Genomic DNA, 23,649 nt, shown 5'->3' on the forward strand with positions numbered 1-23,649 from the left:
GAATTGGTTTGGCAAAAGAAGAACTGCTGGAACTGGACGGAATCGTCGACGAAGTGCTGCCGGACAGCAAATACCGTGTCACGCTGGAAAACGGCGTCGTGGTCGGCGCGTACGCGTCGGGCCGCATGCGCAAGAACCACATCCGCATTCTCGCGGGCGACCGCGTGACGCTGGAACTGTCGGTCTATGACCTCACCAAGGGTCGTATCAACTTCCGTCACAAGGACGCGAATTCGCCGCGTCCGCCGCGCAGCGGCCAGCCGCGCCGTTAAGCGGCAACGATCGGCGCGGGCATGCCGCACCGCCTTGCCGATCGAATCCCGTCCGGCCGACGAGGCCGGACAAACCGGGTGAACGACACATCGCGTGCCGTTCACCGGTCGCCGGCGGCATCGTCATGCCGTGGCGGCCAACACCGCCTTCACCGGCCGCCGCGCGTGCGCAACGCTCAGGCGGCCGCGTCCCGCAGGAAATCCTCGACGATCATCGCGAAATACGGCGGACATTCCTGCATCGGGTAATGCCCGCAATTCGGTATCGTCACGAGCCGCGCGTTCGGATGCCACGCCAGGAACGTCGCCTGCATCGCCGCTGCGTCGAGCCCCGGATCCTTGTCGCCGACGATCACCAGGAAGCGGGTATCGAGCCCGCGGATGTCGTCGACGAAATCCGTGCCGGTCAGCATGTCGAGATACGCGAGCCGGCAATCCGGCGCCACGCGCGCGCGGTTCTGCCGCAGTTTCACGTCGGCCCAGCGCGCCGACAATCCCCCCGTCACGAATCGCACGAGCCGGCGAAACGCATCGTCGTTGACGGTCGTGCTCGCGAAGAACGCGCGCGCGTCGTCGTTCAGGCGATTGCCGGCCGCCGACACCGGGCACACGGCGATCGCGCTCCTGATGCGTGACGGCGCATCGGCGGCGAGCCGTTGTGTCGCCATGCCGGTCATCGAATGGCCGATCACGTGAAAGCGCTGCCAGCCGAGACGATCCGCGAGCGCCAGGCAATCGGCCGAGATTTCGTCGACGGTGCAGGCGCCGGTCAGGTGGATCGATTTGCCGTAGCCGCGCAGGTCGACGAACACGTACGTGAACGCCGCTTCGTCGAGATACGGCAGCAGCGCCGCGTAGTTCGTGTGGTCGCCGAGCCAGTCGTGCAGGACCATCACGCATTCGGGGCCGGTGCCGTGCCGCAGGTAGCCGAGGCCGCTGGTCGGGCCGGAGGCGAGGGTGTCGATACGGTTCATTTCAAGGGGTTTCCTTTTGGTTGGCGGAACCAAAACGAAACGCCCTCCCGGCGGACCGAGAGGGCGTCTTGAAAGTGCGCCGATCGTATCGGGCCGATCGGCGAAAGTCAACGCTCAGAGCGCCATCCCGCCCGACACCTCGATGCGCTGCGCATTGACCCAGCGATTGTCGTCCGACAGCAGTGACGCAATCATCGGCCCGATGTCGTCGGGCTGGCCCACGCGGCCGAGCGCCGTCCATTCCGCGACGCGCCGGTTGACCTCGGGGTTGTCGCGCACCATCCCGCCGCTGAAGTCGGTCGCCACCGCGCCCGGCGCGACGACGTTCACCGCGATGCGGCGCGGGCCGAGCTCCTGGGCCAGATAGCGCGTCAGCACCTCGACCGCCCCCTTCATCGACCCGTACGCCGCGCTGCCCGGCACGGCGACGCGCGTGAGGCCCGACGACACGTTCACGATGCGGCCGCCGTCGCGGATCAGCGGCAGCAGCGTCTGCGTAAGGAAGAACACGCCCTTGAAGTGCACGCGATAGAGCGCGTCGAGATCGGCTTCGGTCGTCTCGGCGATTGGCGCGTGATGCGACGTGCCTGCATTGTTGACGAGGAAATCGAAACGGTCGGCGCCCCAGCTGGCCAGGGCTTCGCGGAGTTGGTCGGCAAAGCGGGCGAACGTCGCGCTGTCGCCCGTATCGAGCGGCAGCGCGATCGCCGCTTGTCCGGCGTCGGCGGCCAGCGCGACGACGTGATCGGCCTCGGTGCGATTCGAGTGATAGGTGAAGATCGCGCGCACGCCGCGCTGCGCGAGATGGAGCACCGTATTGCGGCCAAGCCCGCGGCTGCCGCCGGTGACGACGGCGATTTTCGGGGTGGAAGGCGTGGATTGTGCTGCGGTCATGCTGGGCTCCTGATCGAAGTCGGTGACGAACAGCGCCCAGCGTACGGTGGCGGCCGCCGCGGCTGAATGCCGGAACCGGCCGCGTTCTTGCCTGATCCTGCCCGACCGCCCCGGGGAGCGTGGCACCGCGTGTACCATCCGGACATCGGAATACGGAGGGGGCTGCATGTCGGACGAACTGGTCGAACGTGTCGCGCGCCTGACGGATGCGCCGGGCGAAGAGAGCCCGTTCGCGACGGCGATCGACGGGCTGATCCTGCTGCGTTCCAATCGCGAGAAGCTGCCCGCGCCGCTGATCATGAAACCGGCGCTGTGCGTCGTCGTGCAGGGCGCGAAGTGGACGACGTTCGGCGGACGGCGCTACGACTACGGGCCTGGCCGCGCGCTGGTCGTCAGCGTCGAGATGCCGGCGACGAGCCGGATCGTCAAGGCGAGCGAGACCGAACCGTTCCTCGGCCTGGTGCTCGAATTCGATCTCGTGATGATGCGCGAAGTACTCGAACGACTCGACACGCCGCCACCGCACCCGCCTGGCGCGATCGGCCATGGCGTGTGCGTGAGCGATTTCGGCGGGCCGCTCGCCGATTGCGTGCTGCGGATGATGCGGCTGCTCGATACGCCGGCCGCGATTCCGGTCGTCGCGCCGCTCGTTAAGCGGGAGATCTGCTATTGGCTGCTCGCGGGGCCGCACGGCGGCGAAGTGTCGCGCGTCGTGTTCGCCAACGGCCATGCGCAACGCGTCGTCGCGGCGATCCATGCGCTGCGCGACCAGTTTGCCGAGGCGATCCGCGTCGAGGATCTCGCCGCCGTCGCGCAGATGAGCCCGTCGGCGTTTCACCGGCAATTCAAGGCGCTCACGTCGATGACGCCGCTGCAGTACCAGAAGCAGTTGCGTTTGCTGGAAGCGCGGCACCTGATGGTGACGGGCGCGGCGAACGCGGAAACGGCCGCGTATCGCGTCGGCTACGAAAGCGCGTCGCAGTTTAGCCGCGAATACGCGCGGATGTTCGGTGCGCCGCCGCGGCGCGATGTCGTCACGCTGAAAACCGCTTCCGCAGACAGTTGAACGCGCACGCCTCAACACGGTTCGCGTGCGGCTTTACGCGCGGGCCGGCGCGGTCGTACACTCGTCGACAATTCGCGGCCCGCGCCGTGGCTTTCAATCCCTTCAGCAGCTTTCAGCGGGCCAACGACCGTGCCAGCAGGACTTTCGTCGCGCGACGCCAGGAGGCGCCATGAGTGCAGACGCAGCCCCCGCATCCCCTTCGGTTCAGGACCGCATCCAGCACGTGTTCGTGCTGATGCTCGAGAACCGTTCCTTCGATCACCTGTTCGCGCTGTCGGGCTATCCCGACATCGTTGCCGCGTCGCCGGGCAACAGCAACGCGTACGGTGATGCGGTCTATCCGTTCGGCGGCGGCGCGCCCGACCGGATGCCGACCGATCCGTGCCACGAATTCAAGGACGTGCTCGAACAGCTGTGCGGCGCGGGCGTGCCGTTCGTGAAAGGGCAGCCGTATCCGCCGGTCGGCAACACCGGGTTCGTGTCGAACTACGCGACCTCGCATTCCGAAGGCACACCGCCGCAGCCGGCCGATGCCGGCAAGATCATGCAGGGCGTCGATATCGCGACGCAGGCGCCGTCGCTGTCCGCGCTCGCGAACGCGTTCGTGCTGTGCGACGCGTGGCATGCGTCGATGCCGGGGCCGACCTGGCCGAACCGCTTTTTCCTGCACGGCGCGTCGTCGGCCGGGCTCGACCATTCGCCGACCAAGGAGGAAATGGCCGGATGGGATGCGTTCGACGGCTTTCCGTATCCGAAGGGGTCGATCTTTGCCGCGCTCGGCGACGGCAACTGGCGCATCTATCAGGACCAGACGGGCGACCCGCTCGGCCACGTGCCGCAGGTCGCGTCGCTGAAGGGCATCAGCTTCTTCGACATCGACGACCTCGCGCATTTCGAGGCCGATCTCGCGGCCGGCTATACGGCGCGCTACACGTTCATCGAGCCCGGTTACGGCGACATCGTGCACGGCACCTATCAGAACGGCAGCTCGCAGCACCCGATGGATGGTCTGGCCGGCGGCGACCAGCTTGTCGCGCGGGTGTACAACGCGATCCGCAATTCGCCGGTGTGGAACAGCAGCCTGCTCGTGATCTGTTACGACGAGCACGGCGGCTTCTACGATTCGGTCAGGCCGGGCGCCGCGCCGCCGCCGAACGATGGCGCGGCGGCGACGCTGAACGCGAGCGGCTTCGGGTTCGACGTGTACGGCGTGCGGGTGCCGGCGATCGTGATTTCACCGTGGGTCGCGGCCGGGCAGGTCGACCATACGCCGTACGATCATGCGTCGGTCGCCGCGACGCTCGAGCGGCTGTTCGGCCTCGCGCCGCTGACGGACCGCGACCGCCTCGCGAACGACCTGCTGGCGCTGGTTTCCCCGACGTGTCGCACCGACTGCCCACAAAGGATCGGATCATGAGTACGACACCGGCCCCCGACCCGCGCGATGCGCTGCCCGTGCGCGACGGCACGAGCCTGATTGCCTATCTGCACATCCTGAAGAAAGCGCATGCGGCGCTGGTCGGCCATGACAAGGCCCATCAGCGCTTCAGCGAGATCGTGACGCGCGGGCAGGCGCGGCAATACATCGAGGAACTGATGCCGTCGCTGTTGCAGGCGCGTGAAGCGCATCGGCGCAAGCGGCACGGCGGGAAGCATCGCTGACGGAGGGCGGTAAGGGGCGGCCGTTACATTGCCCGAGGCGGGCATTCACCGACGATATCGCCACGCCCGCGAGCCACCCGTCAGCGTGCTGCAACGAGCATTCGGGATGCCGCTGGTGTAACAACCGGATGCGAGCATGAAAAGAAACGGGGCGCATCGCGCCTCGTTCCGCTCGACTGCCGCCGTATCGGGCGATGGCGCCCGATACGGTCGCGGCCGTCGATTACGCCGCCACCTCCCGCGCCCGCACCATCGTCAGCGCCGCGTCCTCGATCATGTCTTCCTGCCCGCCGACGAGCCGCTGCCGGCCCAGCTCGACGAGGATGTCGCGCGCCGGAATCCCGTACTTCGCTTCCGCGCGCTTCGCGAACAGCAGGAACGACGAGTAGACGCCCGCATAGCCGAGCGTCAGCGCATCGCGGTCGAGGCGGATCGGCGCGTCCATGATCGGCACGACGAGATCCTCGGCGACGTCCGAGATCGCGAACACGTCGACACCCGTCTCGATCCCCATCCGGTCGCACACCGCGACGAACACTTCCATCGGCGTGTTGCCCGCGCCGGCGCCGAGGCCGGCCGCGGCCGCATCGATCCGGTTCGCGCCGGCGGCAACCGCCGCGACCGAGTTCGCGACGCCCATCGCGAGGTTGTGGTGGCCGTGGAAGCCGAGTTCGGTCTCCGGCTTCAGCGCGTCGCGCACCTGGCTGATCCGCGCGGTCACGTCGTCGGGCAGCATGTGGCCGGCCGAATCGGTGATGTAGATGCAGTTCGCGCCATACGACTCCATCAGCTTCGCCTGCACGACGAGCTGCTCCGGCGACGACATGTGCGCCATCATCAAAAAGCCGACCGTATCGAGTCCGAGCGTGCGCGCGAGGCCGATGTGCTGCTCCGACACGTCCGCCTCGGTGCAGTGCGTCGCGACGCGGATCGTGCCGACGCCGAGTTCGTGCGCCATGCGCAGATGCTCGACGGTGCCGATACCCGGCAGCAGCAGCGCCGACACCTTCGCCTGCTTCAGCTCCGGAATCACGGCGCTCAAGTACGCCTCATCGGTATGCGCGGGAAAACCGTAGTTGACCGACGCGCCGCCGAGCCCGTCGCCGTGCGTGACCTCGATCAGCGGCACGCCGGCCGCGTCGAGTCCGCGCGCGATGTTGCGCATCTGGTCGAGCGTGATCTGGTGGCGCTTCGGGTGCATCCCGTCGCGCAGCGACATGTCGTGGACGGTGATCTTCTTGCCTGCAAGTGACATCGCGTGGCTCCTCAACTCAAGCGGTGGCGGCCGTCGCGGCCAGCATCTGTTCGGCGAAACGCTCGGCCGTGGCGGCCGCGGCGGCGGTCATGATGTCGAGGTTGCCCGCGTACTTCGGCAGGTAATCGCCGAGCCCTTCGACTTCCATGAAGACGGACACGCGATTGCCGTCGAACACGGGGCCGTTCTTCAGCGTGTAGCCGGGCACGTAGCGCTGCACTTCCGTGACCATCGCATGCACGGACGCGGTGATCGCGTCGACGTCGGGCGGGCCGTCGGTCAGGCAGTGGATCGTGTCGCGCATGATCAGCGGCGGTTCGGCCGGGTTGATCACGATGATCGCCTTGCCCTTGCGTGCGCCGCCGACCTGTTCGATCGCACCGGACGTCGTGCGCGTGAATTCGTCGATGTTCTTGCGCGTGCCGGGGCCGACCGAGCGCGACGACACGGTCGCGACGATCTCGCCGTACGCGACCGGTTGCACGCGCGATACCGCATATACCATCGGGATCGTCGCCTGGCCGCCGCAGGTCACCATGTTCACGTTCGCCTGTGCGCTGTCGAGATGCGCGTCGAGGTTCACCGGCGGCACGCAGTACGGCCCGATCGCGGCGGGCGTCAGGTCGATCATCTTCACGCCGAGCGCGGTGAGCTTGTCGGAGTTGTCGCGGTGCACGTAGGCGGACGTCGCGTCGAACGCGATGCGGATATCGTCGGCGGCCACGTGCGGCAGCAGCCCGTCGACACCCTGGTCGGTGGTCTTGAGGCCGAACTCGCGCGCCCTCGCGAGGCCGTCGGACGCCGGATCGACGCCGACCATCCACACGGGTTCGAGCACCGGCGAGCGGCGCAGCTTATAGAGCAGGTCGGTGCCGATGTTGCCGGGCCCGATCAGTGCGCATTTGATTTTCTTCATCAGGATGGTTCCTTTAGATAAAGCGGACGTCGCAGCTGCCGATGCCGGAGATATGCATCGACAGCGCGTCGCCGGCCGTGACCGGAATCAGTTTGGCAAGCGAGCCGGACAGCACGATCTCGCCGGCGAGCAGCGGCACGTCGTACGCGGCGAGCGTGTTCGCGAGCCATGCGACCGCGTCGGCGGGGTGACCGAGCGCCGCGTCGCCGCGGCCCTGCGCGACGGGCTCGCCGTTTTTGTCGATCGTCATCTCGCACGCGGCGAGATCGAGCGTGCGCGGATCGACGCGCGCGTCGCCGAGCACGTACACGCCGCACGACGCGTTGTCGGCGACGGTGTCCTCGATGCGGATCGCCCAGTCGCGGATGCGCGAATCGACGATCTCGAAGCAGGGCGCGACGGCGGCCGTCGCGGCGATCACGTCGGTGCGGTCGATGCCGGGGCCGCGCAGGTCGCGCGCGAGGATGAACGCGATCTCGCCTTCGGCGCGCGGCGCGATCAGCGAATCGGCGGCGATCGCTTCGCCGGCCGCGTAGTGCATGCCGGACAGCAGGATGCCGAAATCGGGCTGGCGCACGTTCAGCATGTCCTGCACGGCCTGGCTCGTCACGCCGATCTTCTTGCCGACCACGGCCTCACCGTGTTCGATGCGGCGTTCGATGAAGCGCTGCTGGATGCGGTAGGCGTCGTCGAGCGACAGGTGGCGCGGGCGGCTCGACAGCGGCGCGACCGGCGCACGCGCGTGCCACGCGGCGTACAGCTCGTCGCCGAGTGTCGTATGCAGGCGGGAAGACATGAAAGGACCCTCGAGTCTCGAATGGAACAGGCCGCCGTCACGGGCGGTGCCGGGCGCCGGAGTGAGGCTCCGGCGCGTGGGTCGCGGGCGTGCCGCGTCAGCGGGTTGCTTAGTTACCCGAACTGCGGATCGCGTCCGGCGAGAAGTACGCCTCGTTGAACTGCGGGCTGTTGTCGAGCTTCGGCATCGGGCCTTCGTTCGTCAGACGGTCGGCCATGTACGCACCGGAGATCAGGTCGTGAAAGAACACGACGCCCGGGTAGAACACCTTCGCGTCATACGCGTACAGCGTCGTCGCGACGTTGGTGCGCCACAGCTGGCCGCGCGCGTCGTAGTTGTCGGCGAGCAGCGTCATCCACGAATCCTCGTCGATGTACAGCACGCGCTTCGCATACTGGTGACGGTAGTTGCTCTTCAGCGTCGCCTGCAGCACCCACACGCGATGCAGCTCATAGCGGATATACGACGGGTTCTCGTGGCCCTTGGTCAGCAGGTCCGCGTACTTCACCGAGCTGTCCATCGCCTTGTAGTTGTCGTACGGCACGTAGATCTCGCGCTTGCCGACGATCTTCCAGTCGTAGCGGTCACCGGGGCCGTTGTACAGGCGGTCGTCGTCGACGGTGCGGAAGCCGCCCGGGCCTTGCGGCTGGTCATAGCCGTACTCGGGTGCCTGGCGCACGCGCCGCGTGCCGGGGTTGTACATCCACGTGCGCGACGAGTTGTCCGCGCCGGCCTTGTCCCAGTTCGTGAAGCCGACGATCAGCGAGCCGCGGTCGGACAGCGGCAGTTCCGTCGCGTTGCGGTAGTACGTGCGGTTGTTCAGGTCGCTCTTCACGTCGAACTTGCCGGAATTGCGCGGCGAGTAGATGTCGTAGCGCACCTTGCCCCACGCGATGTTGCCGTCGGAGTACACGACCGCCTGGTCGTAGGTCGCCTGCTCGGCGCCGATCGCCGACGAGAAGCGCTGGTTCCACAGCAGCTCGGCAGCCGTTTTCGGGATCGGATAGGGCACCGTCGGCGGCGCATTCGTGAGGCCGTTCGCGTCGGACGTCATCGTCGAATCCGGCGCGTATGCACGGATGTCCTTGTAGACGGAATCCGCATAGCGGAAGTCGCGATGGCTCGGGTAGACGTTGATCTTGAACGTGGCCGGGTAGCGCTTGAACATCGCCTTCTGGCCGTCGGTCAGGTGCTCGGCGTACTGCGCCATGTTTTCCGCGGTGATCGTCGCGACCGGCTTCTCGCTCGCGAACGGATCGGGGTAGCGGCTGCCGCGCTTGTACTGCACGTCCGGCGGCGTGCCGAGCCACTTGCCCGACCACTCGGGCACGCCGCTGTCCTTGCTGGCGGCGCGCACCGCGCCCATCGGCGTCAGCGGGCCGTCGAGCGCCTTCAGGTCGTCCGGCGTGACCTTCGGGAACGACGCCGTCGCGACGACCGCGCATGCGGCCATCACCGACGCGCGCAGGAGGGGGAGATGAATGCGTTTCATGTCGATCCTCATAGTGCTGAATGACGAGCGGCCGGGCCGCTCAGAAGTGGTAGGTCGCCGTGGCCAGCACGTAGTCGCGATCCGCGAGCGGGCGCGTGACCGGGTTCGGCGAGCCGAGGAACTTCGCGTAGACGAGCGACAGCTGCAGGTTGCTCAGGCGCGTGAAGGTCACGCCGGCCGTCACGCGGTGGTCGCCCTGGCCCGTCAGCGAGCCGAGCGCGCCGGCGAGCGGCGACGTGCCCGTCAGGTCGTGCGTGTAGGTCAGCGGTACATCGAGATCCCAGCCGTTGAACACGTTCTTGTAGCTGAGCGTCCACGCGATCTCCATCGCGAGCGCATTGCGCGAATTCGCGAGCGTGGTCGAGCCGTCGAGCTCGGAGATGCTGCCGGCATGCACGTACGTGAGTTCGCCGATCAGCGACTGCGAATTTGCGAGGAAGCTCGGCCCGATCGAGTAGATGCCCGACAGGTTCGTCTGCAGCACGTTCGCGCGGGTCGACTGCGGGCCGGTCGGCGTGTTGACGAGCACGGCGGCGCCCTGGCGGTACGACACTTCGCCGGCGACGTTCACGGGGCCGACCTGCGTCGAGAAGCTGGCACCGGTCAGCTTGATGTTGCTGAAATACTTCTGCTGGTACTGGAGCGTCGGGAAGTACGTCGTGACGACGCTCGGGTTCATGTCGTTGTAGTGCAGGTGGTACAGGCCGAGCTCGGTGTCGCCGAGGACGCGAAAGCGCGCGCCGATCCCCCACTGGTTGCGCGCGCTCGGCTTGTCGTCGGGGCCGCGCGGAATGATCATCCCGCCCGGGCCGATGATGAACTGCGCGCCGGGGCCCGTGACGTCCGAATAGCTCCAGTACGTGCCGGGCGCGGTCAGCCGGTTCTGCTGGTACGAGAACTGGTAGTAGCCGAGCAGGCTGAAGTTCGGCGTGATCTGCCACTGCGTGGAGATCTGCGGCACCGGCAGCAGGATGTCCTTCACTTCGGCGCCGGCCATGTACGACTTGGTCGCGTCGGACGGCCCCTGTGCGCCGGCGATGTTCGGGAAGAACAGGCTTTCGCCCCACGCGACGACCTGGTCGCCGACCTTCACGTTCAGGCTCGTCGAGCCGATCTTGAACGTGTTGTACGCATACGCGGCGAGCAGCGTCGTGTGGCCGCCCGACCAGTAGCGCGCGTCGCTCGTGAAGTTGTTGTACTGGCCCGACTGGTTCACGGTGCCCGGCGCGTCGTTGTAGTTCGGGCGGCGATACGCCTGGTCGTAGAACGTGTCCGCGCGCACGAACACGCCCCAGTCGTCGTGCTTCAGGTTCACTTCGCCGAGCAGGCTGACCTGGTTCTCGATCAGCTTGTTCTTCGCGAAGTTGCGGTCGCCGTCGTCGCCGTTGATGTTCGCCGGCGTGAGGAGATTGCCGCTCGGTGCGCGGGTGCGCATGCCGAGGCCGTAACTGAGCGTGAACGTGTAGTCCAGCGTCGTGTCGGCGCCCAGCTCGATCGTGCTGCCTGCATGTGCGCCGGGAGCGGCACACGCCAGCAGCGCGGCGGCCAGCGTCGACAGCGTGGCGGTTGCCCGCTTGTCGGTACGGCGCGAAATCCGTTGATGCATGGTGTCTCCTCTTGGGGGTATCGACGACGGTCGACTATGTGTGTTGTCGTGAGAGGCAGAGTAGGGAGATCGCGGTAGCAGGGAATCGTCAAAATGAACTAGATGACTTCCCTAGGACTGGCAACGATTCGTGCGGCACCGATTTGCCGTGCGTGCATCAGTGCGCGGCGGCCTGCGCGGCGGACAGGAACGCGGGCCGCTCGCCGCCGCCGTCGAGCCGCAGGTTGGTGCCCGACGTGTACGACGCTTCGGGCGATGCGAGGAACAGGCACGCGGCGGCGACGTCGTCGGGGGTCGCGAGCCGGCCGGCGGGAATCGTCGCGCGAATGGCGTCGAGCGCATCGTCGTCGCCGTAGTGGCCTTCGGTGGCCGATTCCGTCTGCACGAGGCTCGGGCTGATCGCGCCCACGCGCACACGCGGCGCCCACTCGACCGCGAGCGACGTGACCGCGTTGACGAGGCCCGCTTTCGCGGCGCCATACGCGGCCGTGCCGGGCGACGGACGCGACGCGCTGACGCTCGCGATGAACAGCATCACGCCGCCTTCGGGCTGCGGCTGCATGATCGCGTTCACGCGCTGCGCGAGCTGCAGCGGCGCGATCAGGTTCAGCCGCACGATCGATTCGGTGAAGCGCGGCGACGCGTCGGCCGCGAGCGCGAACGGCGAGCCGCCCGCATTGTTGACGAGCACGTCGAGGCTGCCGGCCGCGGCACGGATCGTCGCGAGCATCGCGTCGACCTGTTCGATGTCGCGCAGGTCGGCCGCGACGAACGTCGCCGTGCGTCCGCCGGCCGACGGCGGCGTGTCGGGCGCGCTGCGTCCGCAGACGAATACGCGCGCCCCCGCCGCGAGAAACCGTTCGGCGATGCGCCGCCCGATGCCCTTGGTGCCGCCCGTCACGAGCACCGTCTTGCCGCTGTAGTCGAATCCGTTCATCGTTGCCTCCGTTTCGGTGGGCCGATGATAGGAAGAAGCGCGCGCGGCTTCGTAGTCTGAAAGGATGATGCCGGCCGGCGCCGGCGGCGCAATCATCGTGGCAGACATCCATCGAACGACGAAGGAGACACCCCGCGATGACGATCCCCACGACGCCGCCGGCCGGCATCTTCACCGACGTGCCGGGCGGCCTGCGCCTGCACCACTACGAGGCGGGCGAAGGCCGGCCCGTGGTGTTCGTCCACGGCAGCGGCCCGGGCGCCAGCGGTTTCAGCAACTTCAAGCACAACGTGCCCGCGTTCGCGGCGGCCGGCTATCGCGCGATCGTCGTCGACCTGCCCGGCTACGGGCAGTCGTCGAAGCCGTCCGACGTCGCCTATACGCTCGATTTCTTCGTCGGCGCGCTGCATGCGCAGCTGAACGCGCTCGGCATCGGCCCGGCCGTGCTGCTCGGCAACTCGCTCGGCGGCGCGATCGCGCTGAAGTACGCGCTCGATTACCCGGACGAAGTCGACGGGCTGATCATGATGGCGCCGGGCGGCGTCGAGGATCGCGACACCTATTTCCGGATGGAAGGCATCCAGCGGATGGTGAAGCTGTTCACCAACCGCCAGATGAATGACGACACGATGCGCGAGCTGCTGACGCTGCTCGTGCACGACCCGGCGATCGTCACCGACGCGCTCGTCGCCGAGCGAATGAAGGTGTGCGTCGAACAGCCGACCGAAGTGCTGTCGACGATGAGCGTGCCGAACCTGACCGACGCGCTCGGCGACCTGCGTACGCCGGTGCTCGGTTTCTGGGGCACGGACGACCGCTTCAATCCGGTTGGTGGCGCGCTGAAGTTCCTCGAACGCTGCCGCGATGCGCGCTTCGTGCTGATGAACCGGTGCGGCCACTGGGTGATGGTGGAACACGCCGACTATTTCAATCGGGAATGCCTCGATTTTCTCGCGACGCAGAATACGCGATAACGCCGGATGCCCTTGAAGGTCGGCCTCGATGCGGGCGGCCTGTCTGAACGAATACCTGGAGACGACATGAAGCTCATCGAAGACCTGTTCGACCTGCGCGGCAAGGTGGCCGCGATCACCGGCGGCGCGCGCGGCATCGGCGCGGAGACCGCGCGCACGCTGGCTGCCGCCGGCGCGAGCGTCGCGATTCTCGACGTGCTGTCGCAACCGGCGGAAGCGCTGGTCGAGGAAATCCGCGCGCAGGGCGGCCGGGCCGCGTTCTGGTCGCTCGACGTCACGCACGAGGCCGATGTGGCGCGCGTGTTCGGCGAGATCGTCGCGCGCTTCGGGCGCCTCGACGTGCTCGTGAACAACGCAGGCATCGAAGGCCACAACGTGCCGACGCACGAGCTCACGCTCGCACAGTGGCAGCGCGTGCAGGACGTGAACGTGAACGGCGTGTTCCTGTGCACGCGTGCGGCGATTCCGCATATCGACGCGGCCGGCGGCGGTTCGATCGTGAACCTGTCGTCGATGTACGGGATCGTCGGCGGGCCCGACGTGCCCGCGTATCACGCGTCGAAGGCGGCGGTGCGGATGATGGCGAAGGTCGATGCGATGCTGTACGCGGCGAAGAACATCCGTGCGAACTCGGTGCATCCCGGCTACATCCGCACACCGATGCTCGAGGAAGCGTTCCGCCAGATGGGGCAGGACCCCGATCGCGCCTTCGAGTACATGCAGACCAACGTGCCGATGGCGAAGATCGGCAGCCCGCGCGACATCGCGGCCGGCATCCTGTATCTCGTGTCGCCGGCAGGCCGCTACGTCACAGGCGCGGAGCTCGTGATCGACGGTGGCTTTACCGCGCGCTGACGCGGCGCGGCGCACGCAACGGAACAGGAGACAGGCAGTTGAAAGCGCTCGTGGCAGTGAAACGCGTGGTCGACGCGAACGTGAAGGTCGGCGTGAAATCCGACCGGACGGGCGTCGACATCGCGAACGTGAAGATGTCGATGAACCCGTTCGACGAGATCGCGGTGGAAGAGGCCGTGCGGTTGAAGGAGGCCGGCGTCGTGACCGAAGTGGTGGCCGTGTCGGTCGGTGTCGCGCAGGCGCAGGAAACGCTGCGCACGGCGCTCGCGATCGGCGCGGATCGCGCGATCCTCGTCGAATCGCATGACCGTGTCGAGCCGCTCGGCGTCGCTAAGGTGTTGAAGGCGCTGGTCGACAGGGAGCAGCCGCAACTGGTGATCCTCGGCAAGCAGGCGATCGACGACGATTCGAACCAGACGGGCCAGATGCTCGCTGCGCTGGCGGGTTTGCCGCAGGCGACGTTTGCATCGAAGGTCGTGGTCGCCGACGGCCGTGCGATGGTCGCACGTGAAGTCGACGGCGGTGCGGAAACGCTGTCGCTTCAACTGCCCGCCGTCATCACCACGGATCTGCGCCTGAACGAGCCGCGCTACGTGACGCTGCCGAACATCATGAAGGCAAAGAAGAAGCCGCTCGAAACCGTGAAGCCCGACGACCTCGGTGTGGATGTGACGCCGCGCCTGAAGGTGCTCGAAGTGAACGAGCCGCCGAAGCGCGCGGCCGGCGTGAAGGTGCCGGACGTGCAGACGCTCGTCGCGAAGCTGAAGACCGAAGCCAAGGTGCTGTGACAGGGAACGCAAGAAAATGACGATTCTGGTGATTGCGGAACACGACAACGCGTCGATCAAGGCCGCGACGCTGAGCGCCGTGGCTGCCGCACGGGCGCTCGATTCGGCGGGCGGCGGCGACGTTCACGTGCTCGTCGCTGGACACGACGCACAGGCGGCGGCCGACGCAGCGGCGAAGATCGCCGGTGTGTCGAAGGTGCTGCTGGCCGATGCGCCGCAACTGGCCAACGGTCTGGCCGAGAACGTCGAAGCGACGGTGATGAACGTTGCGAACGGCTACTCGCACATCCTCGCGCCGGCTACCGCCTACGGCAAGAACATCGCGCCGCGTATCGCCGCGAAGCTGGATGTCGCACAGATCTCCGAGATCACGGCGGTGGTATCGGCCGATACGTTCGAGCGCCCGATCTACGCGGGCAACGCGATTGCGACGGTACAGTCGAGTGATCCGATCAAGGTCATCACGGTGCGTGCGACGGGGTTTGATCCGGTGGCAGCAGCAGGCGGCAGCGCATCGGTCGAGAAGATCGAAGCGGTGGCGGACGCCGGCAAGTCTCAGTTCGTGAGCCGTGAAGTGACGAAGCTGGACCGTCCGGAACTCACGAGCGCAAGCATCATCGTGTCGGGCGGCCGCGGCTTGGGCAGTGGCGAGAACTATACGAAGGTGCTGGAGCCGCTGGCCGACAAGCTTCAGGCCGCACTCGGCGCATCGCGCGCCGCAGTCGACGCCGGCTACGTACCGAACGACTACCAGGTCGGCCAGACCGGCAAGATCGTCGCGCCGCAGCTGTACATCGCGGTCGGCATCTCGGGTGCGATCCAGCACCTGGCCGGCATGAAGGATTCGAAGGTGATCGTCGCGATCAACAAGGACCCGGAAGCGCCGATCTTCAGCGTGGCCGACTACGGTGTGGTCGGCGACCTGTTCACGCTCGTGCCGGAAGCGGCCGCGGCGCTCTGACCGATGCCGTTGTTCGAATTCAACGGGATGCGGCCGCGCATCGATCCGTCCGCGTATGTCGATCCGAGCGCGGTCGTGATCGGCGACGTGACGATCGGCGCGCGCTGCTACATCGGCCCGCATGCGAGCCTGCGCGGCGACTTCGGTGCGATCGTCGTCGAAGACGGCAGCAACGTGCAGGACGGCTGCGTGCTGCACGTCGGGATCGGCGAGACGTGCCGGCTCGGCGTCAACAGCCACATCGGCCACGGCGCGATCGTGCATGGCGCGACGCTCGAACCCGACACGATGATCGGGATGAACGCGGTCGTGATGGACGGCGCGACGATCGGCGCCACGACGATCGTCGCCGCGTGCGCGTTCGTGAAGGCCGGCTACGACGTACCGCGCGGCGTGTTGCTCGCGGGCGTGCCGGGGCGCGTCGTGCGGCGGCTCAGCGACGCGGAGATCGACGCGAAGGCGAACGGTACGCGGATCTATCAGCAGCTGGCGGCGGACTGCCTGGGGACGATCAGGCGGATCGACGGGTGAGCGGGTATCCGGGCGGCCCAGGATGCGACGGATTGCCGGGCAGGTTGCCGTTGCCGTAAGATCGGCACAGGCTTTCCCACCGGCATCCGCGTCACATGAAAAAGCACGTCCGTTTGCGGCTCACAATCATTGCGTCGGCATTTGCCGTCTACAGCGTTTATATGCACATCCAGCAGTTCATCAATGGCTGCGTGTGGGTCAGGGGCCAGCAGCGCTGCAGTTTCGAAAACAGCACGAACTTCGAAGGCTGGATGGATCTCGACCTGATGATCGCGTGCTGCTGGGTCGCCGCGGCGGTGGTGGGCTGGATTTCCGTCATGCAGGCCGCGAAGAAGCCGGGTTGAAGCCTGGCGCTTCCGTCACGCGAAACCGATCGCTGTCAATCCGTGACAACGATTATCGGTGCGGCATCGCCGCAATCGTCAGCGCCGCCCCCGGATCCCCGCGCCGCAGGCGCAACCGGCCGACAGGATCGGGTTCCGCTCCGTCGACGCGCGGGTCGGCCCGGACGCCGGTTCGAGCCTTGCCTTCCATCCGCCGCCATCGGCCGTCGTTGTGCGCTTTCCTGCCGTGCCCGGATAATGATCCGGCGTCGCGCACGCCGCGCGAGGGGAGGCTCCCATGCAATTTCCGACGGGATCGGTGGTCGCGCTCAGTTCGGCCGCCGCGACGATGTTTTCGATGGGCATGCTGTTTCTCGGCTACTGGGGCTGGCACGAGCCGCTGCCGTGGCGGTTCGGCGACTACGTCGTGATCCTGCCGGCGCTGGCCGGGTTCGCGTGCCTCGTCAGCGTGCCGTTTCTCGCCACGTCGCCGATGAAAGCCCCCGACGACGAATCGCGGATGTTCGTCGCGCGGCGCGTGTTTCTGTGCGGCGCGAGTGCGTTGTGGTGCGCGATCGTCGCGTCGCTGGTCGTGTGAGATATGTGCGGCATTCGCATGCGCCGACGTCTGCCGGTGCGGTCTTGCACGAGCGTGTCGAAACGTCTTCCACGAGCGCTTGACGGACGGTTTTCACGCGCCGATTCGCGCCGCCATCGCGGCTTTGATTTCCCCTGTGCCGTGCACTAGATTCGAAACATTCCTGTGTAGCCGAGCGCGAGGTGGAGCCATGACGCCGTGGGAGATTCAGGGCACCGAATTGATCAATTGCAATTGCTCATACGGTTGTCCGTGCCAGTTCAATGCGCTGCCGACCCATGGTCATTGCGCGGCGATGGGCGCGATTTCGATCGACAGCGGCCACTACGGCGACGTGGTGCTCGACGGCGTCAGGATCGCGGTCGTGTTCGAGTGGCCGGGGGCGATCCACGAGGGCAGGGGCCGATGCCAGCCGATCGTCGACGAGCGCGCCAGCCCGGCGCAGCGCGACGCGGTGCTGAAGATCATGACCGGTCAGGATACCGATCCGTTTGCGACGATGTTCTCGGTATTCGCGTCGACGCTCGAGCAGGCGTTCGATCCGATCTTCACGAAGATCGATTTCGACGTCGATGTCGACGCGCGGCGTGGCCGGATTCACGTCGACGGCGTGTTCGATGTCGAGGGCAATCCCATCCGCAATCCGGTGACGGGTGCCGAACATCGCGCGCGGATCGACCTCCCGCACGGCTTCGAATACGAACTGGCCGAGATCGGTTCCGGCACGTCGCGCTCGCAAGGCCACATTCCGCTGACGCTCGACGGCACCTATGCGCAGTTCGCGCGGCTGCACCTGAACAACCACGGGTTGGTCCGGCACCGCGTCGCGGCATGATTCCTGTCGGCCACTGGCTCGGGCGCGAGCGCGTCATCACGCTGCTCGGCATGGCGGCGCTCGTCGGCCTGTGCTGGTTCTATCTGTGGACCGGGGCGGGCACCGGCATGTCGGCGCTGGAGATGACCACCGTCGCGCTCTTTCCGCATCGCCTGGCGAACGTCATGGGCAACATGGATCCATCGCTGCCGACCGTGATCGTGATGTGGTGGGTGATGATGATCGCGATGATGACGCCCAGCGCGGCGCCGCTCGTGATGCTGTACCGGCGTGTGCTGCGGCAGCGCGGTGCGGACGGGGCGGGTTCCGCGTTCACGTCGGTATCGCTGCTGGCCGGTTACCTGGCCGCGTGGCTCGCCTTCTCGATCGGCGCGGCGTTGCTTCAGGCGATGCTGCAGCCGGCCGGGCTGATCTCCGCGATGATGCTGTGGTCGAAGAGCGCCGTCCTTTCCGCGATCGTGCTGGCGCTGGCCGGGCTCTATCAGTTCTCGCCGCTGAAACGCGCGTGCCTGCGGCAATGCCGGGCGCCGGCCGGGTTCCTGGTCGCGCACTGGCGACCGGGCGTCGCCGGCAGTTTCCTGCTGGGTGTGCGGCACGGCTTCTATTGCGTCGGCTGCTGCTGGTTGCTGATGGCGCTGCTGTTCGTCGGCGGCGTGATGAATGTCGTGTGGATCGCGGCGCTGTCGTTGTTCGTGTTTGCGGAAAAGATCCTGCCCGGCGGCGAACGTATCGGGCGTGCGCTGGGCGTTGTACTGATTGCGTGGGCCGGGGTGACGCTGATCGTGTGACGGGCGCCCGCGCCTGTCGCGACAGCGTGTCCGGCCCGACGGGAGCGTGTCGATGACAACCTGCTTTCAGGCCGCCGCCGCATGGTTGGCGATGATTGTCGTTGCGATGCCGGTGGTCGCGGGCGGTGACATGTCCGACATGAACATGGGGGGCGCGAAGATGTCGGCGCCGGAATCGGCGCTGACCGATGCCGAGGTCAAGGAGATCGACGCCGGTCGCGGACGGGTGGCCTTGAAGCACGGCGCACTCGACAATGTCGGGATGCCGCCGATGACGATGGCGTTCAAGGTTGCCGACGCAGCCATGATCCGGCCGCTGCATGTTGGCGACAAAGTCAGGGTTCGGGTGGAAAACGTCAAGGGTGAGCTCACGATCGTGAAGCTCGTGAAGCGGCCGTGACGGGCAAGGTGGCGCGGGGGCTGGGGATCGCCGCCTGCCGGGTGATGTCCGGCTTTGGCCGGGCTTGCATCGAGCGATGCGTGCATCAAGCAGGAGCCGTGCCGAGATCCACGAAGACCTTGTTGGCGCCCGCCTTGTACAGCCGCTTGCCGAGCTTCGGATAGTCGCACACGTCGTGTTCCGGACGGTCGCCCGCCACGAGATAGACCAGCGGCAGATCGCCGGTATTCAGCATCGTGTGCGCAGTGCCGCCGCGCGGAAATCCCATGAAGTCGCCCGGGCCGATCGCATAGGTGTGGCCATCGACGACTGCTTCGCCGGTTCCCGAAAGGATATAGACACACTCTTCCGCGTAGAGATGCCGGTGGTATTCGGTGGATTCGTGTCCGGGCATCAAGGTCATCAGATGGAAGCCGAGTTGTGTCAGCCCGGTTGCGTCGCCAAGCGACCGCTTCAGGCGGACGGCATTGCCGTTCAACGGATGGACGGAGTGTTCCGGTTCCATCGCCGCGATGTCGGCGGCTTTCAGCACTTCGCGCGGGGTGTTCATCGTCTGTCCTGTCCGGGTATCGGGGTGCCGGTGGTGCGGCGAGTGTGAACGATGGGGCGGGTGTCGGCAAGCGCATCGTTGCGCGCGCTGGAGTGCTGGCGACAGGGGCTCGGCCGCGGCTTTCACCTCGGGATGCTACGTAACGCTGGGGCTGCGTTACGCATGCGTTACCCGGAACGCAAGGCTCGATCCCCGATGATGAAGGCGAGCCAGGACGCCAGGCGTTGGGCCCCGGACGGCCGTCGGGACACGGCAGTCCGGCGTGGGCGTGAAGTCGTCGTGGATGCCGATCGCAATGGCACGATAGGTGCTTGTCGGGATGATCGAGCTGAAAAAAAGCGAACGGGGCTTCCATGCAAAATCATTTCATCAAGGCGAACGCTGCGCTCGCCGCCATTGCCGCGGCGTGTGCGCTGGCGGCGTGTGGCGGCAGCGATGTTACGGCGCCGAAGCCGGGTGGTAATACCATCGGAACGAGTACGAGTGGCACGGGTGGGACCAGCGGTACGAGCGGAACCAGTGGCACAAGTGGAACCAGTGGCACGAGTGGAACCAGTGGCACGAGCGGAACCAGCGGCACGAGCGGTACCCCCGGCACGTACGGCATCATCAACTCCGTCGGCGCGGTCGTCATCGACGCGGGCACCACGATCGGCAGCATGAATCCGCCGGGAGTGGGCAAGGGCGCGGCGACCGGCCTCGGCGACACGGTCACGGGCGCGGGCACGATCATCCGCGACGCGACGAACGCCATAAGCAACGGCATCGGCCAGACCGGTTTTACGGCGAATCCCGTCGGCACGACGGTCGCCGGGCTGGGTTCCATCGTTGACTCGACCAGCAATCCGGTCACTGGCCTCGGCGAAACGGTGAAGGCGCTCGGCACCGGCCCGTTGTCGCCGCTGGCACCGCTCACGACGCCGGCCGGCGGCCTGTTCGATACCGTCGCCGGTGGCCTCAAGACGGGCGGCACGATGCTCGGCTCGGCGCTTTCGTCGGGCCCGGTCCAGCATACGACGCAGGCGATCAGCACGGCGATCACACCGCTCGTCACGACCGTCGGCCAGGTCACGCAACAGGTCGGCACGGCGACCGGCCTCGGACAGCCCGTCGCGGGCCTGCTCGGGCAGATCGGCGGCGCGATCACGTCGGCGGGATGGAAGGTGACGTCCACGTCGCCCCAGCCGCTGGTCAGCGGTGTCGGCGAACTCGTTCGTGCGGTCGGCGATACCGTGACCAATGCGGGCGGCCTCGTGAACCCGAGCGGGGCGAACGGTGCGGTGCCGGTCGCGGGCCTGGTGACGAGCGTGGTCGGCGGCATTCCGGCGACCGTCCACAACGGTTCGGCAACCGGCACGGGCGGCGGCTCACCGTTGGGCGGTCTCTCCAACCCGCTTGCGCCTGTTACGGGCCTGGCGGGCGGTCTCCTCGGCGGCCTGGGTGGCTTGGCCGGCAAGTAGTCGATCGACTCGGATCGTCACGGCGGTAACCGGCCGACCGAAAGTCGACCTCCGGCTACCGCCGAACAACGTTGCTTGATGATCCCCTGCGGGAAGCGGATCGGACGGGGCCTCTCGATGCGTCAATCGCGAACGACGTCGCGCTGCGACGGCGGCCGCGCCAGCCCGCGTGCGGGCAGCGGCGTCGACATCACGATCGACGTGCGTGTTTCGCCGTACAGGTTGATGCGTTCGATCAGTTGTTCGAGATGGGTCATGCTGATTGCGGCGAGCCGCATCATGTACGAGTCCGCGCCCGTCACGTGATGGCATTCGACGACTTCGGGAATGGTCTCCAGCAACCGGAGAAATTTGGCTTTTGCCGGTTGCGGCACCGTGATGCCGATCAGCGCGCTGACCGGATAGCCGGCCGCGGCAGGATTGATCCGGGCCGTGTAGCCCTCGATGACGCCGGCCGCTTCAAGCCGCTTCACGCGTTCCGTCACCGCCGGCACCGACAGGTGCACCTGGCGCGCCAGCTCCGTGTAGCTGATGCGGCCGTTGGCCTGCAACAGCGTCACTACCTTCCAGTCCAGATCGTCCATCGCGGCGGTATTTTTTTAGGTGAAGTGGCCATTTTTCCTTAAAAACCGCATTCAGCGATGACGGGACTTTCCCTACGATGCCTGTTCCACCCGTTGCATGTTGCAAGGAGCAGGCGATGCTGTTCATCAAGTCCGTCGTGATGGGGCTGTCGATTGCGGTGCCCGTCGGCCCGATCGGCATGCTGTGCATTCAGCGCAGCCTGAGCCGCGGCTTTCAGGCGGGATTCGCGACGGGAGTCGGCGCCGCGTGCGCCGACGCGATCTATGGCCTGCTCGGTGCGCTTGGCATCGCGGGTGTCGTCACGGCATTCCCGATGCTGACCGTCGGGTTGAAAATCGGCGGCGGCGCGTTCCTCGTGTGGCTGGCATGGACCATCGCGCGTCAGGCGCCGGCCGCGTCGACGGCGCAGCGCGACCTGCCGCGCACGACCGTCCTGCGCGATTTTGTGACGACGTTCGGCCTGACGCTGTCGAACCCGATGACGATCCTGTCGTTCGTCGGGATTTTCGCGGCGCTGGGCCCGCTGTCGGGCGCGCGGGAAGGGGCGATGTGGCCGGCCGTGGCGCTGATGGTTACCGGTGTGTTTATCGGTTCCGCGACGTGGTGGCTGTGCCTGAGCGGTACGACCGCCGCATTGCGCACGAAGATGTCGTTCGCGTTCATGCATGGGCTGTCGCGCGTGTCGGCGGCGGTGATTGCGGTATTCGGCGTGATTCAGGTCGTCGCGGGCGTGCGCGGGGTCATTTAGGTCGAGGCGTCGTGCGCATCGCGTTGCGACCGGATGGCGTCGACCGTCGTCCCGATATGCGCGAGCAACTCGAGCATGGCCGCTTTCCGGAAATACTGGTTCATTCGTGTGCTGACGACGAGATCGGCCGGCAACGCGTCGATCGAACGCTGCACCGTCAGCAGATCGTCGGCGAGTTGCGCCAGCGCTGTGCGATCGCGCGTGCCCACCGCGCTCGCGATCTCGTCCGGCCAGAAAACGAACGCGTGGATGCCGCAGCATTCGGCGACGCAATCGGTCTCCAGTGCATCGATCAACGGCATGATCCCTGCGAGACAGGGATCGATCGGAACCGCCTGCGCCTGCTTGCCCATCAGATCGCCGAATTCGATCCAGCGATCCGGGCCGATGCTGATGTCGTCCTTGTGTGGTTTGCCGTTCATGGGTTGATGCTCGAGAGGTTCAGTTTTTATGACGATCACCCCAGCTCGAACGACGTCACCCCGAACACGCGGTCGATCGCAATCGCCGGTGCTTCTTTCGTGTACATCCGTGCGGTTTCGAACACGCTCGTCATGCCGTGCCGTTCCGCCAGCGCGACGGCCGCGGGGTTCGTTTCCGGCACGTCGAGCACGATGACCTCGCCGGGCATGCGCGCCGCCAGCGCGCGAAATAGCCCGGTGGCGACGCCTGGGTCGTCGGCGAAAAGCGGGCCGATCTTGCAGCCCGTCCTGCAACGGCGCATGACACCGTAGCCGGCGACTCGGCCGGCGTCGATCGTCGCGAGCGCAACGGCATCCGGCTGCGCGATCCAGGCGGACACGAAACGCTCGCGTGCCACGGGAAAGCACTGGCGATCGTAGGCAAGCAACTGCTCGAAGGGCACGTCGGCCGCTGCCACTACGTGCGCGCATCCGATGCCGTCCACGCGCCCCTGATAGCGGATGTTGCGGTATGCGAGCGCGAATCCGGACTTCCTGTAGTTCGCCTGCTGGGCCACCACACCATCGAGCCCGATGTTGCGGTCTCCGAGGTAACGCATGCCATGCTGCCAGGTTCGGATGCCGAAGCCTTGGCCGCGGAACCCGGGTTTCACGATGTAGAGGCCGATGAAGCCGAAGCGTTCGTCATAGGCGACAGCGGAAATGCACGCGACCGGCTCGCCGCGCCAGACGCCGACGAAGAACCCGGCGGGGTCCGCTTTCCTGAAACAATGAGGATCATGCAGACCGGGGTTCCAGCCCTCTGCAGCGGCCCATTCGACCGACATCGCTACTTCGTCGGCCGACATGGTGCGCACGATAAAGTCACCGCTTTGGTCCATGGTTCACCCCCAGTCGCCGCGTTCGCGATTGCGCGTTGCAATACCGGCTGCCGAGCCGAAGCAGCCCTGACAGACGATAT

At 66.7% G+C, this 23,649-nt stretch carries 28 protein-coding genes; 16 read left to right on the forward strand and 12 right to left on the reverse strand.

Annotation, left to right across the window (positions count from 1 at the left end; genetic code table 11):
* Window positions 1–8: 8 nt before the first annotated feature.
* A complete protein-coding gene (infA, locus tag F3J15_RS02435) occupies window positions 9–272 on the forward strand; it encodes a translation initiation factor IF-1 (protein WP_006483034.1) in 264 nt (87 codons plus the stop codon).
* A gap of 176 nt (window positions 273–448) precedes the next feature.
* On the opposite strand, the gene F3J15_RS02440 is transcribed toward infA, so the two are convergent.
* Complete coding sequence (locus F3J15_RS02440; protein WP_166887310.1) at window positions 449–1,246, reverse strand: alpha/beta hydrolase; 798 nt, start codon at window positions 1,244–1,246, stop codon at window positions 449–451.
* A 114-nt stretch (window positions 1,247–1,360) separates the two neighbouring features.
* Entirely contained in the window at window positions 1,361–2,140 is a 780-nt protein-coding gene (locus F3J15_RS02445) for an SDR family oxidoreductase (RefSeq protein ID WP_166887313.1), read from the reverse strand.
* A 166-nt stretch (window positions 2,141–2,306) separates the two neighbouring features.
* On the opposite strand from F3J15_RS02445, the gene F3J15_RS02450 reads away from it, so the two are divergent.
* The 3 genes from F3J15_RS02450 (at window position 2,307) to F3J15_RS02460 (ending at window position 4,868) form a co-directional block, all read left to right on the forward strand.
* Window positions 2,307–3,206, forward strand: coding sequence for an AraC family transcriptional regulator (locus tag F3J15_RS02450; RefSeq protein ID WP_166887316.1), 900 nt, complete (start codon window positions 2,307–2,309; stop codon window positions 3,204–3,206).
* A gap of 169 nt (window positions 3,207–3,375) precedes the next feature.
* Window positions 3,376–4,623 carry an alkaline phosphatase family protein gene (locus F3J15_RS02455; RefSeq protein ID WP_166887319.1) on the forward strand — a complete coding sequence of 416 codons (1,248 nt, stop codon included), beginning with the start codon at window positions 3,376–3,378 and terminating at the stop codon, window positions 4,621–4,623.
* Window positions 4,620–4,868, forward strand: a complete 249-nt coding sequence (locus tag F3J15_RS02460) for a hypothetical protein (protein WP_166887323.1) — start codon at window positions 4,620–4,622, stop codon at window positions 4,866–4,868. The genes F3J15_RS02455 and F3J15_RS02460 overlap by 4 nt, the downstream gene beginning before the upstream one ends.
* A gap of 223 nt (window positions 4,869–5,091) precedes the next feature.
* Here F3J15_RS02460 and dmpG read toward each other — a convergent pair whose 3' ends face one another.
* The 6 genes from dmpG to F3J15_RS02490 all read right to left on the reverse strand — a co-directional run bounded on the left by dmpG (window position 5,092) and on the right by F3J15_RS02490 (window position 11,870).
* Complete coding sequence (dmpG, locus tag F3J15_RS02465) at window positions 5,092–6,123, reverse strand: 4-hydroxy-2-oxovalerate aldolase (protein ID WP_059240447.1); 1,032 nt, start codon at window positions 6,121–6,123, stop codon at window positions 5,092–5,094.
* Between the two features lie 16 nt (window positions 6,124–6,139).
* The gene (locus tag F3J15_RS02470; RefSeq protein WP_166887326.1) at window positions 6,140–7,039 is read right to left on the reverse strand and encodes an acetaldehyde dehydrogenase (acetylating); all 900 of its coding nucleotides are present in this window, start codon (window positions 7,037–7,039) and stop codon (window positions 6,140–6,142) included.
* Window positions 7,040–7,052: 13 nt separating this feature from the next.
* A complete protein-coding gene (dmpE, locus tag F3J15_RS02475; protein ID WP_166887329.1) occupies window positions 7,053–7,835 on the reverse strand; it encodes a 2-oxopent-4-enoate hydratase in 783 nt (260 codons plus the stop codon).
* Between the two features lie 109 nt (window positions 7,836–7,944).
* Complete coding sequence (locus F3J15_RS02480; RefSeq protein WP_089485695.1) at window positions 7,945–9,327, reverse strand: DUF1329 domain-containing protein; 1,383 nt, start codon at window positions 9,325–9,327, stop codon at window positions 7,945–7,947.
* A gap of 40 nt (window positions 9,328–9,367) precedes the next feature.
* Window positions 9,368–10,933 (reverse strand): DUF1302 family protein, encoded by a 1,566-nt coding sequence (locus tag F3J15_RS02485; RefSeq protein WP_089496850.1) that lies wholly within the window; start codon window positions 10,931–10,933, stop codon window positions 9,368–9,370.
* A 157-nt stretch (window positions 10,934–11,090) separates the two neighbouring features.
* Window positions 11,091–11,870: an SDR family oxidoreductase gene (locus F3J15_RS02490; protein ID WP_166887332.1), complete on the reverse strand. Its 780-nt coding sequence runs from the start codon at window positions 11,868–11,870 to the stop codon at window positions 11,091–11,093.
* Between the two features lie 137 nt (window positions 11,871–12,007).
* Between F3J15_RS02490 and F3J15_RS02495 the strand changes: the two genes are divergently transcribed.
* The 10 genes from F3J15_RS02495 to F3J15_RS02540 all read left to right on the forward strand — a co-directional run bounded on the left by F3J15_RS02495 (window position 12,008) and on the right by F3J15_RS02540 (window position 18,923).
* Window positions 12,008–12,844 carry an alpha/beta hydrolase gene (locus F3J15_RS02495; protein WP_166887336.1) on the forward strand — a complete coding sequence of 279 codons (837 nt, stop codon included), beginning with the start codon at window positions 12,008–12,010 and terminating at the stop codon, window positions 12,842–12,844.
* A 66-nt stretch (window positions 12,845–12,910) separates the two neighbouring features.
* Window positions 12,911–13,699: an SDR family NAD(P)-dependent oxidoreductase gene (locus tag F3J15_RS02500; protein WP_166887339.1), complete on the forward strand. Its 789-nt coding sequence runs from the start codon at window positions 12,911–12,913 to the stop codon at window positions 13,697–13,699.
* A 38-nt stretch (window positions 13,700–13,737) separates the two neighbouring features.
* The gene (locus tag F3J15_RS02505) at window positions 13,738–14,487 is read left to right on the forward strand and encodes an electron transfer flavoprotein subunit beta/FixA family protein (RefSeq protein ID WP_166887342.1); all 750 of its coding nucleotides are present in this window, start codon (window positions 13,738–13,740) and stop codon (window positions 14,485–14,487) included.
* A 16-nt stretch (window positions 14,488–14,503) separates the two neighbouring features.
* Window positions 14,504–15,448, forward strand: a complete 945-nt coding sequence (locus F3J15_RS02510; protein ID WP_166887345.1) for an FAD-binding protein — start codon at window positions 14,504–14,506, stop codon at window positions 15,446–15,448.
* Between the two features lie 3 nt (window positions 15,449–15,451).
* Window positions 15,452–15,979 carry a transferase hexapeptide repeat family protein gene (locus F3J15_RS02515; RefSeq protein ID WP_069251673.1) on the forward strand — a complete coding sequence of 176 codons (528 nt, stop codon included), beginning with the start codon at window positions 15,452–15,454 and terminating at the stop codon, window positions 15,977–15,979.
* A gap of 95 nt (window positions 15,980–16,074) precedes the next feature.
* The gene (locus F3J15_RS02520; protein WP_069251672.1) at window positions 16,075–16,323 is read left to right on the forward strand and encodes a hypothetical protein; all 249 of its coding nucleotides are present in this window, start codon (window positions 16,075–16,077) and stop codon (window positions 16,321–16,323) included.
* A 277-nt stretch (window positions 16,324–16,600) separates the two neighbouring features.
* Window positions 16,601–16,900, forward strand: coding sequence for a hypothetical protein (locus F3J15_RS02525; RefSeq protein WP_069251671.1), 300 nt, complete (start codon window positions 16,601–16,603; stop codon window positions 16,898–16,900).
* 190 nt (window positions 16,901–17,090) lie between these two features.
* Window positions 17,091–17,735 carry a DUF1326 domain-containing protein gene (locus F3J15_RS02530; protein WP_166887685.1) on the forward strand — a complete coding sequence of 215 codons (645 nt, stop codon included), beginning with the start codon at window positions 17,091–17,093 and terminating at the stop codon, window positions 17,733–17,735.
* Complete coding sequence (locus F3J15_RS02535) at window positions 17,732–18,523, forward strand: DUF2182 domain-containing protein (RefSeq protein ID WP_166887348.1); 792 nt, start codon at window positions 17,732–17,734, stop codon at window positions 18,521–18,523. Before F3J15_RS02530 ends, F3J15_RS02535 begins: the two co-directional genes overlap by 4 nt.
* A gap of 52 nt (window positions 18,524–18,575) precedes the next feature.
* Complete coding sequence (locus F3J15_RS02540; RefSeq protein ID WP_166887351.1) at window positions 18,576–18,923, forward strand: copper-binding protein; 348 nt, start codon at window positions 18,576–18,578, stop codon at window positions 18,921–18,923.
* 85 nt (window positions 18,924–19,008) lie between these two features.
* Here the strand turns inward: F3J15_RS02540 and F3J15_RS02545 are convergent, their stop codons facing one another.
* A complete protein-coding gene (locus F3J15_RS02545) occupies window positions 19,009–19,473 on the reverse strand; it encodes a cupin domain-containing protein (RefSeq protein WP_166887354.1) in 465 nt (154 codons plus the stop codon).
* A 353-nt stretch (window positions 19,474–19,826) separates the two neighbouring features.
* Here F3J15_RS02545 and F3J15_RS02550 point away from each other — a divergent pair, with 353 nt between their 5' ends.
* Window positions 19,827–20,933, forward strand: a complete 1,107-nt coding sequence (locus F3J15_RS02550) for a collagen-like triple helix repeat-containing protein (protein WP_166887357.1) — start codon at window positions 19,827–19,829, stop codon at window positions 20,931–20,933.
* A 122-nt stretch (window positions 20,934–21,055) separates the two neighbouring features.
* On the opposite strand, the gene F3J15_RS02555 is transcribed toward F3J15_RS02550, so the two are convergent.
* The gene (locus F3J15_RS02555) at window positions 21,056–21,517 is read right to left on the reverse strand and encodes an Lrp/AsnC family transcriptional regulator (RefSeq protein ID WP_069251667.1); all 462 of its coding nucleotides are present in this window, start codon (window positions 21,515–21,517) and stop codon (window positions 21,056–21,058) included.
* A gap of 116 nt (window positions 21,518–21,633) precedes the next feature.
* On the opposite strand from F3J15_RS02555, the gene F3J15_RS02560 reads away from it, so the two are divergent.
* Window positions 21,634–22,266: a LysE family transporter gene (locus F3J15_RS02560; protein ID WP_166887360.1), complete on the forward strand. Its 633-nt coding sequence runs from the start codon at window positions 21,634–21,636 to the stop codon at window positions 22,264–22,266.
* Here F3J15_RS02560 and F3J15_RS02565 read toward each other — a convergent pair.
* Entirely contained in the window at window positions 22,263–22,688 is a 426-nt protein-coding gene (locus tag F3J15_RS02565; protein ID WP_166887363.1) for a DUF6331 family protein, read from the reverse strand. The genes F3J15_RS02560 and F3J15_RS02565 overlap by 4 nt on opposite strands.
* A gap of 35 nt (window positions 22,689–22,723) precedes the next feature.
* A complete protein-coding gene (locus F3J15_RS02570; protein ID WP_166887366.1) occupies window positions 22,724–23,569 on the reverse strand; it encodes a GNAT family N-acetyltransferase in 846 nt (281 codons plus the stop codon).
* Window positions 23,570–23,649 lie beyond the last annotated feature (80 nt).

This window comes from Burkholderia sp. Ap-955 (assembly GCF_011753045.1).
Classification (GTDB): Bacteria; Pseudomonadota; Gammaproteobacteria; order Burkholderiales; family Burkholderiaceae; genus Burkholderia; species Burkholderia lata_D.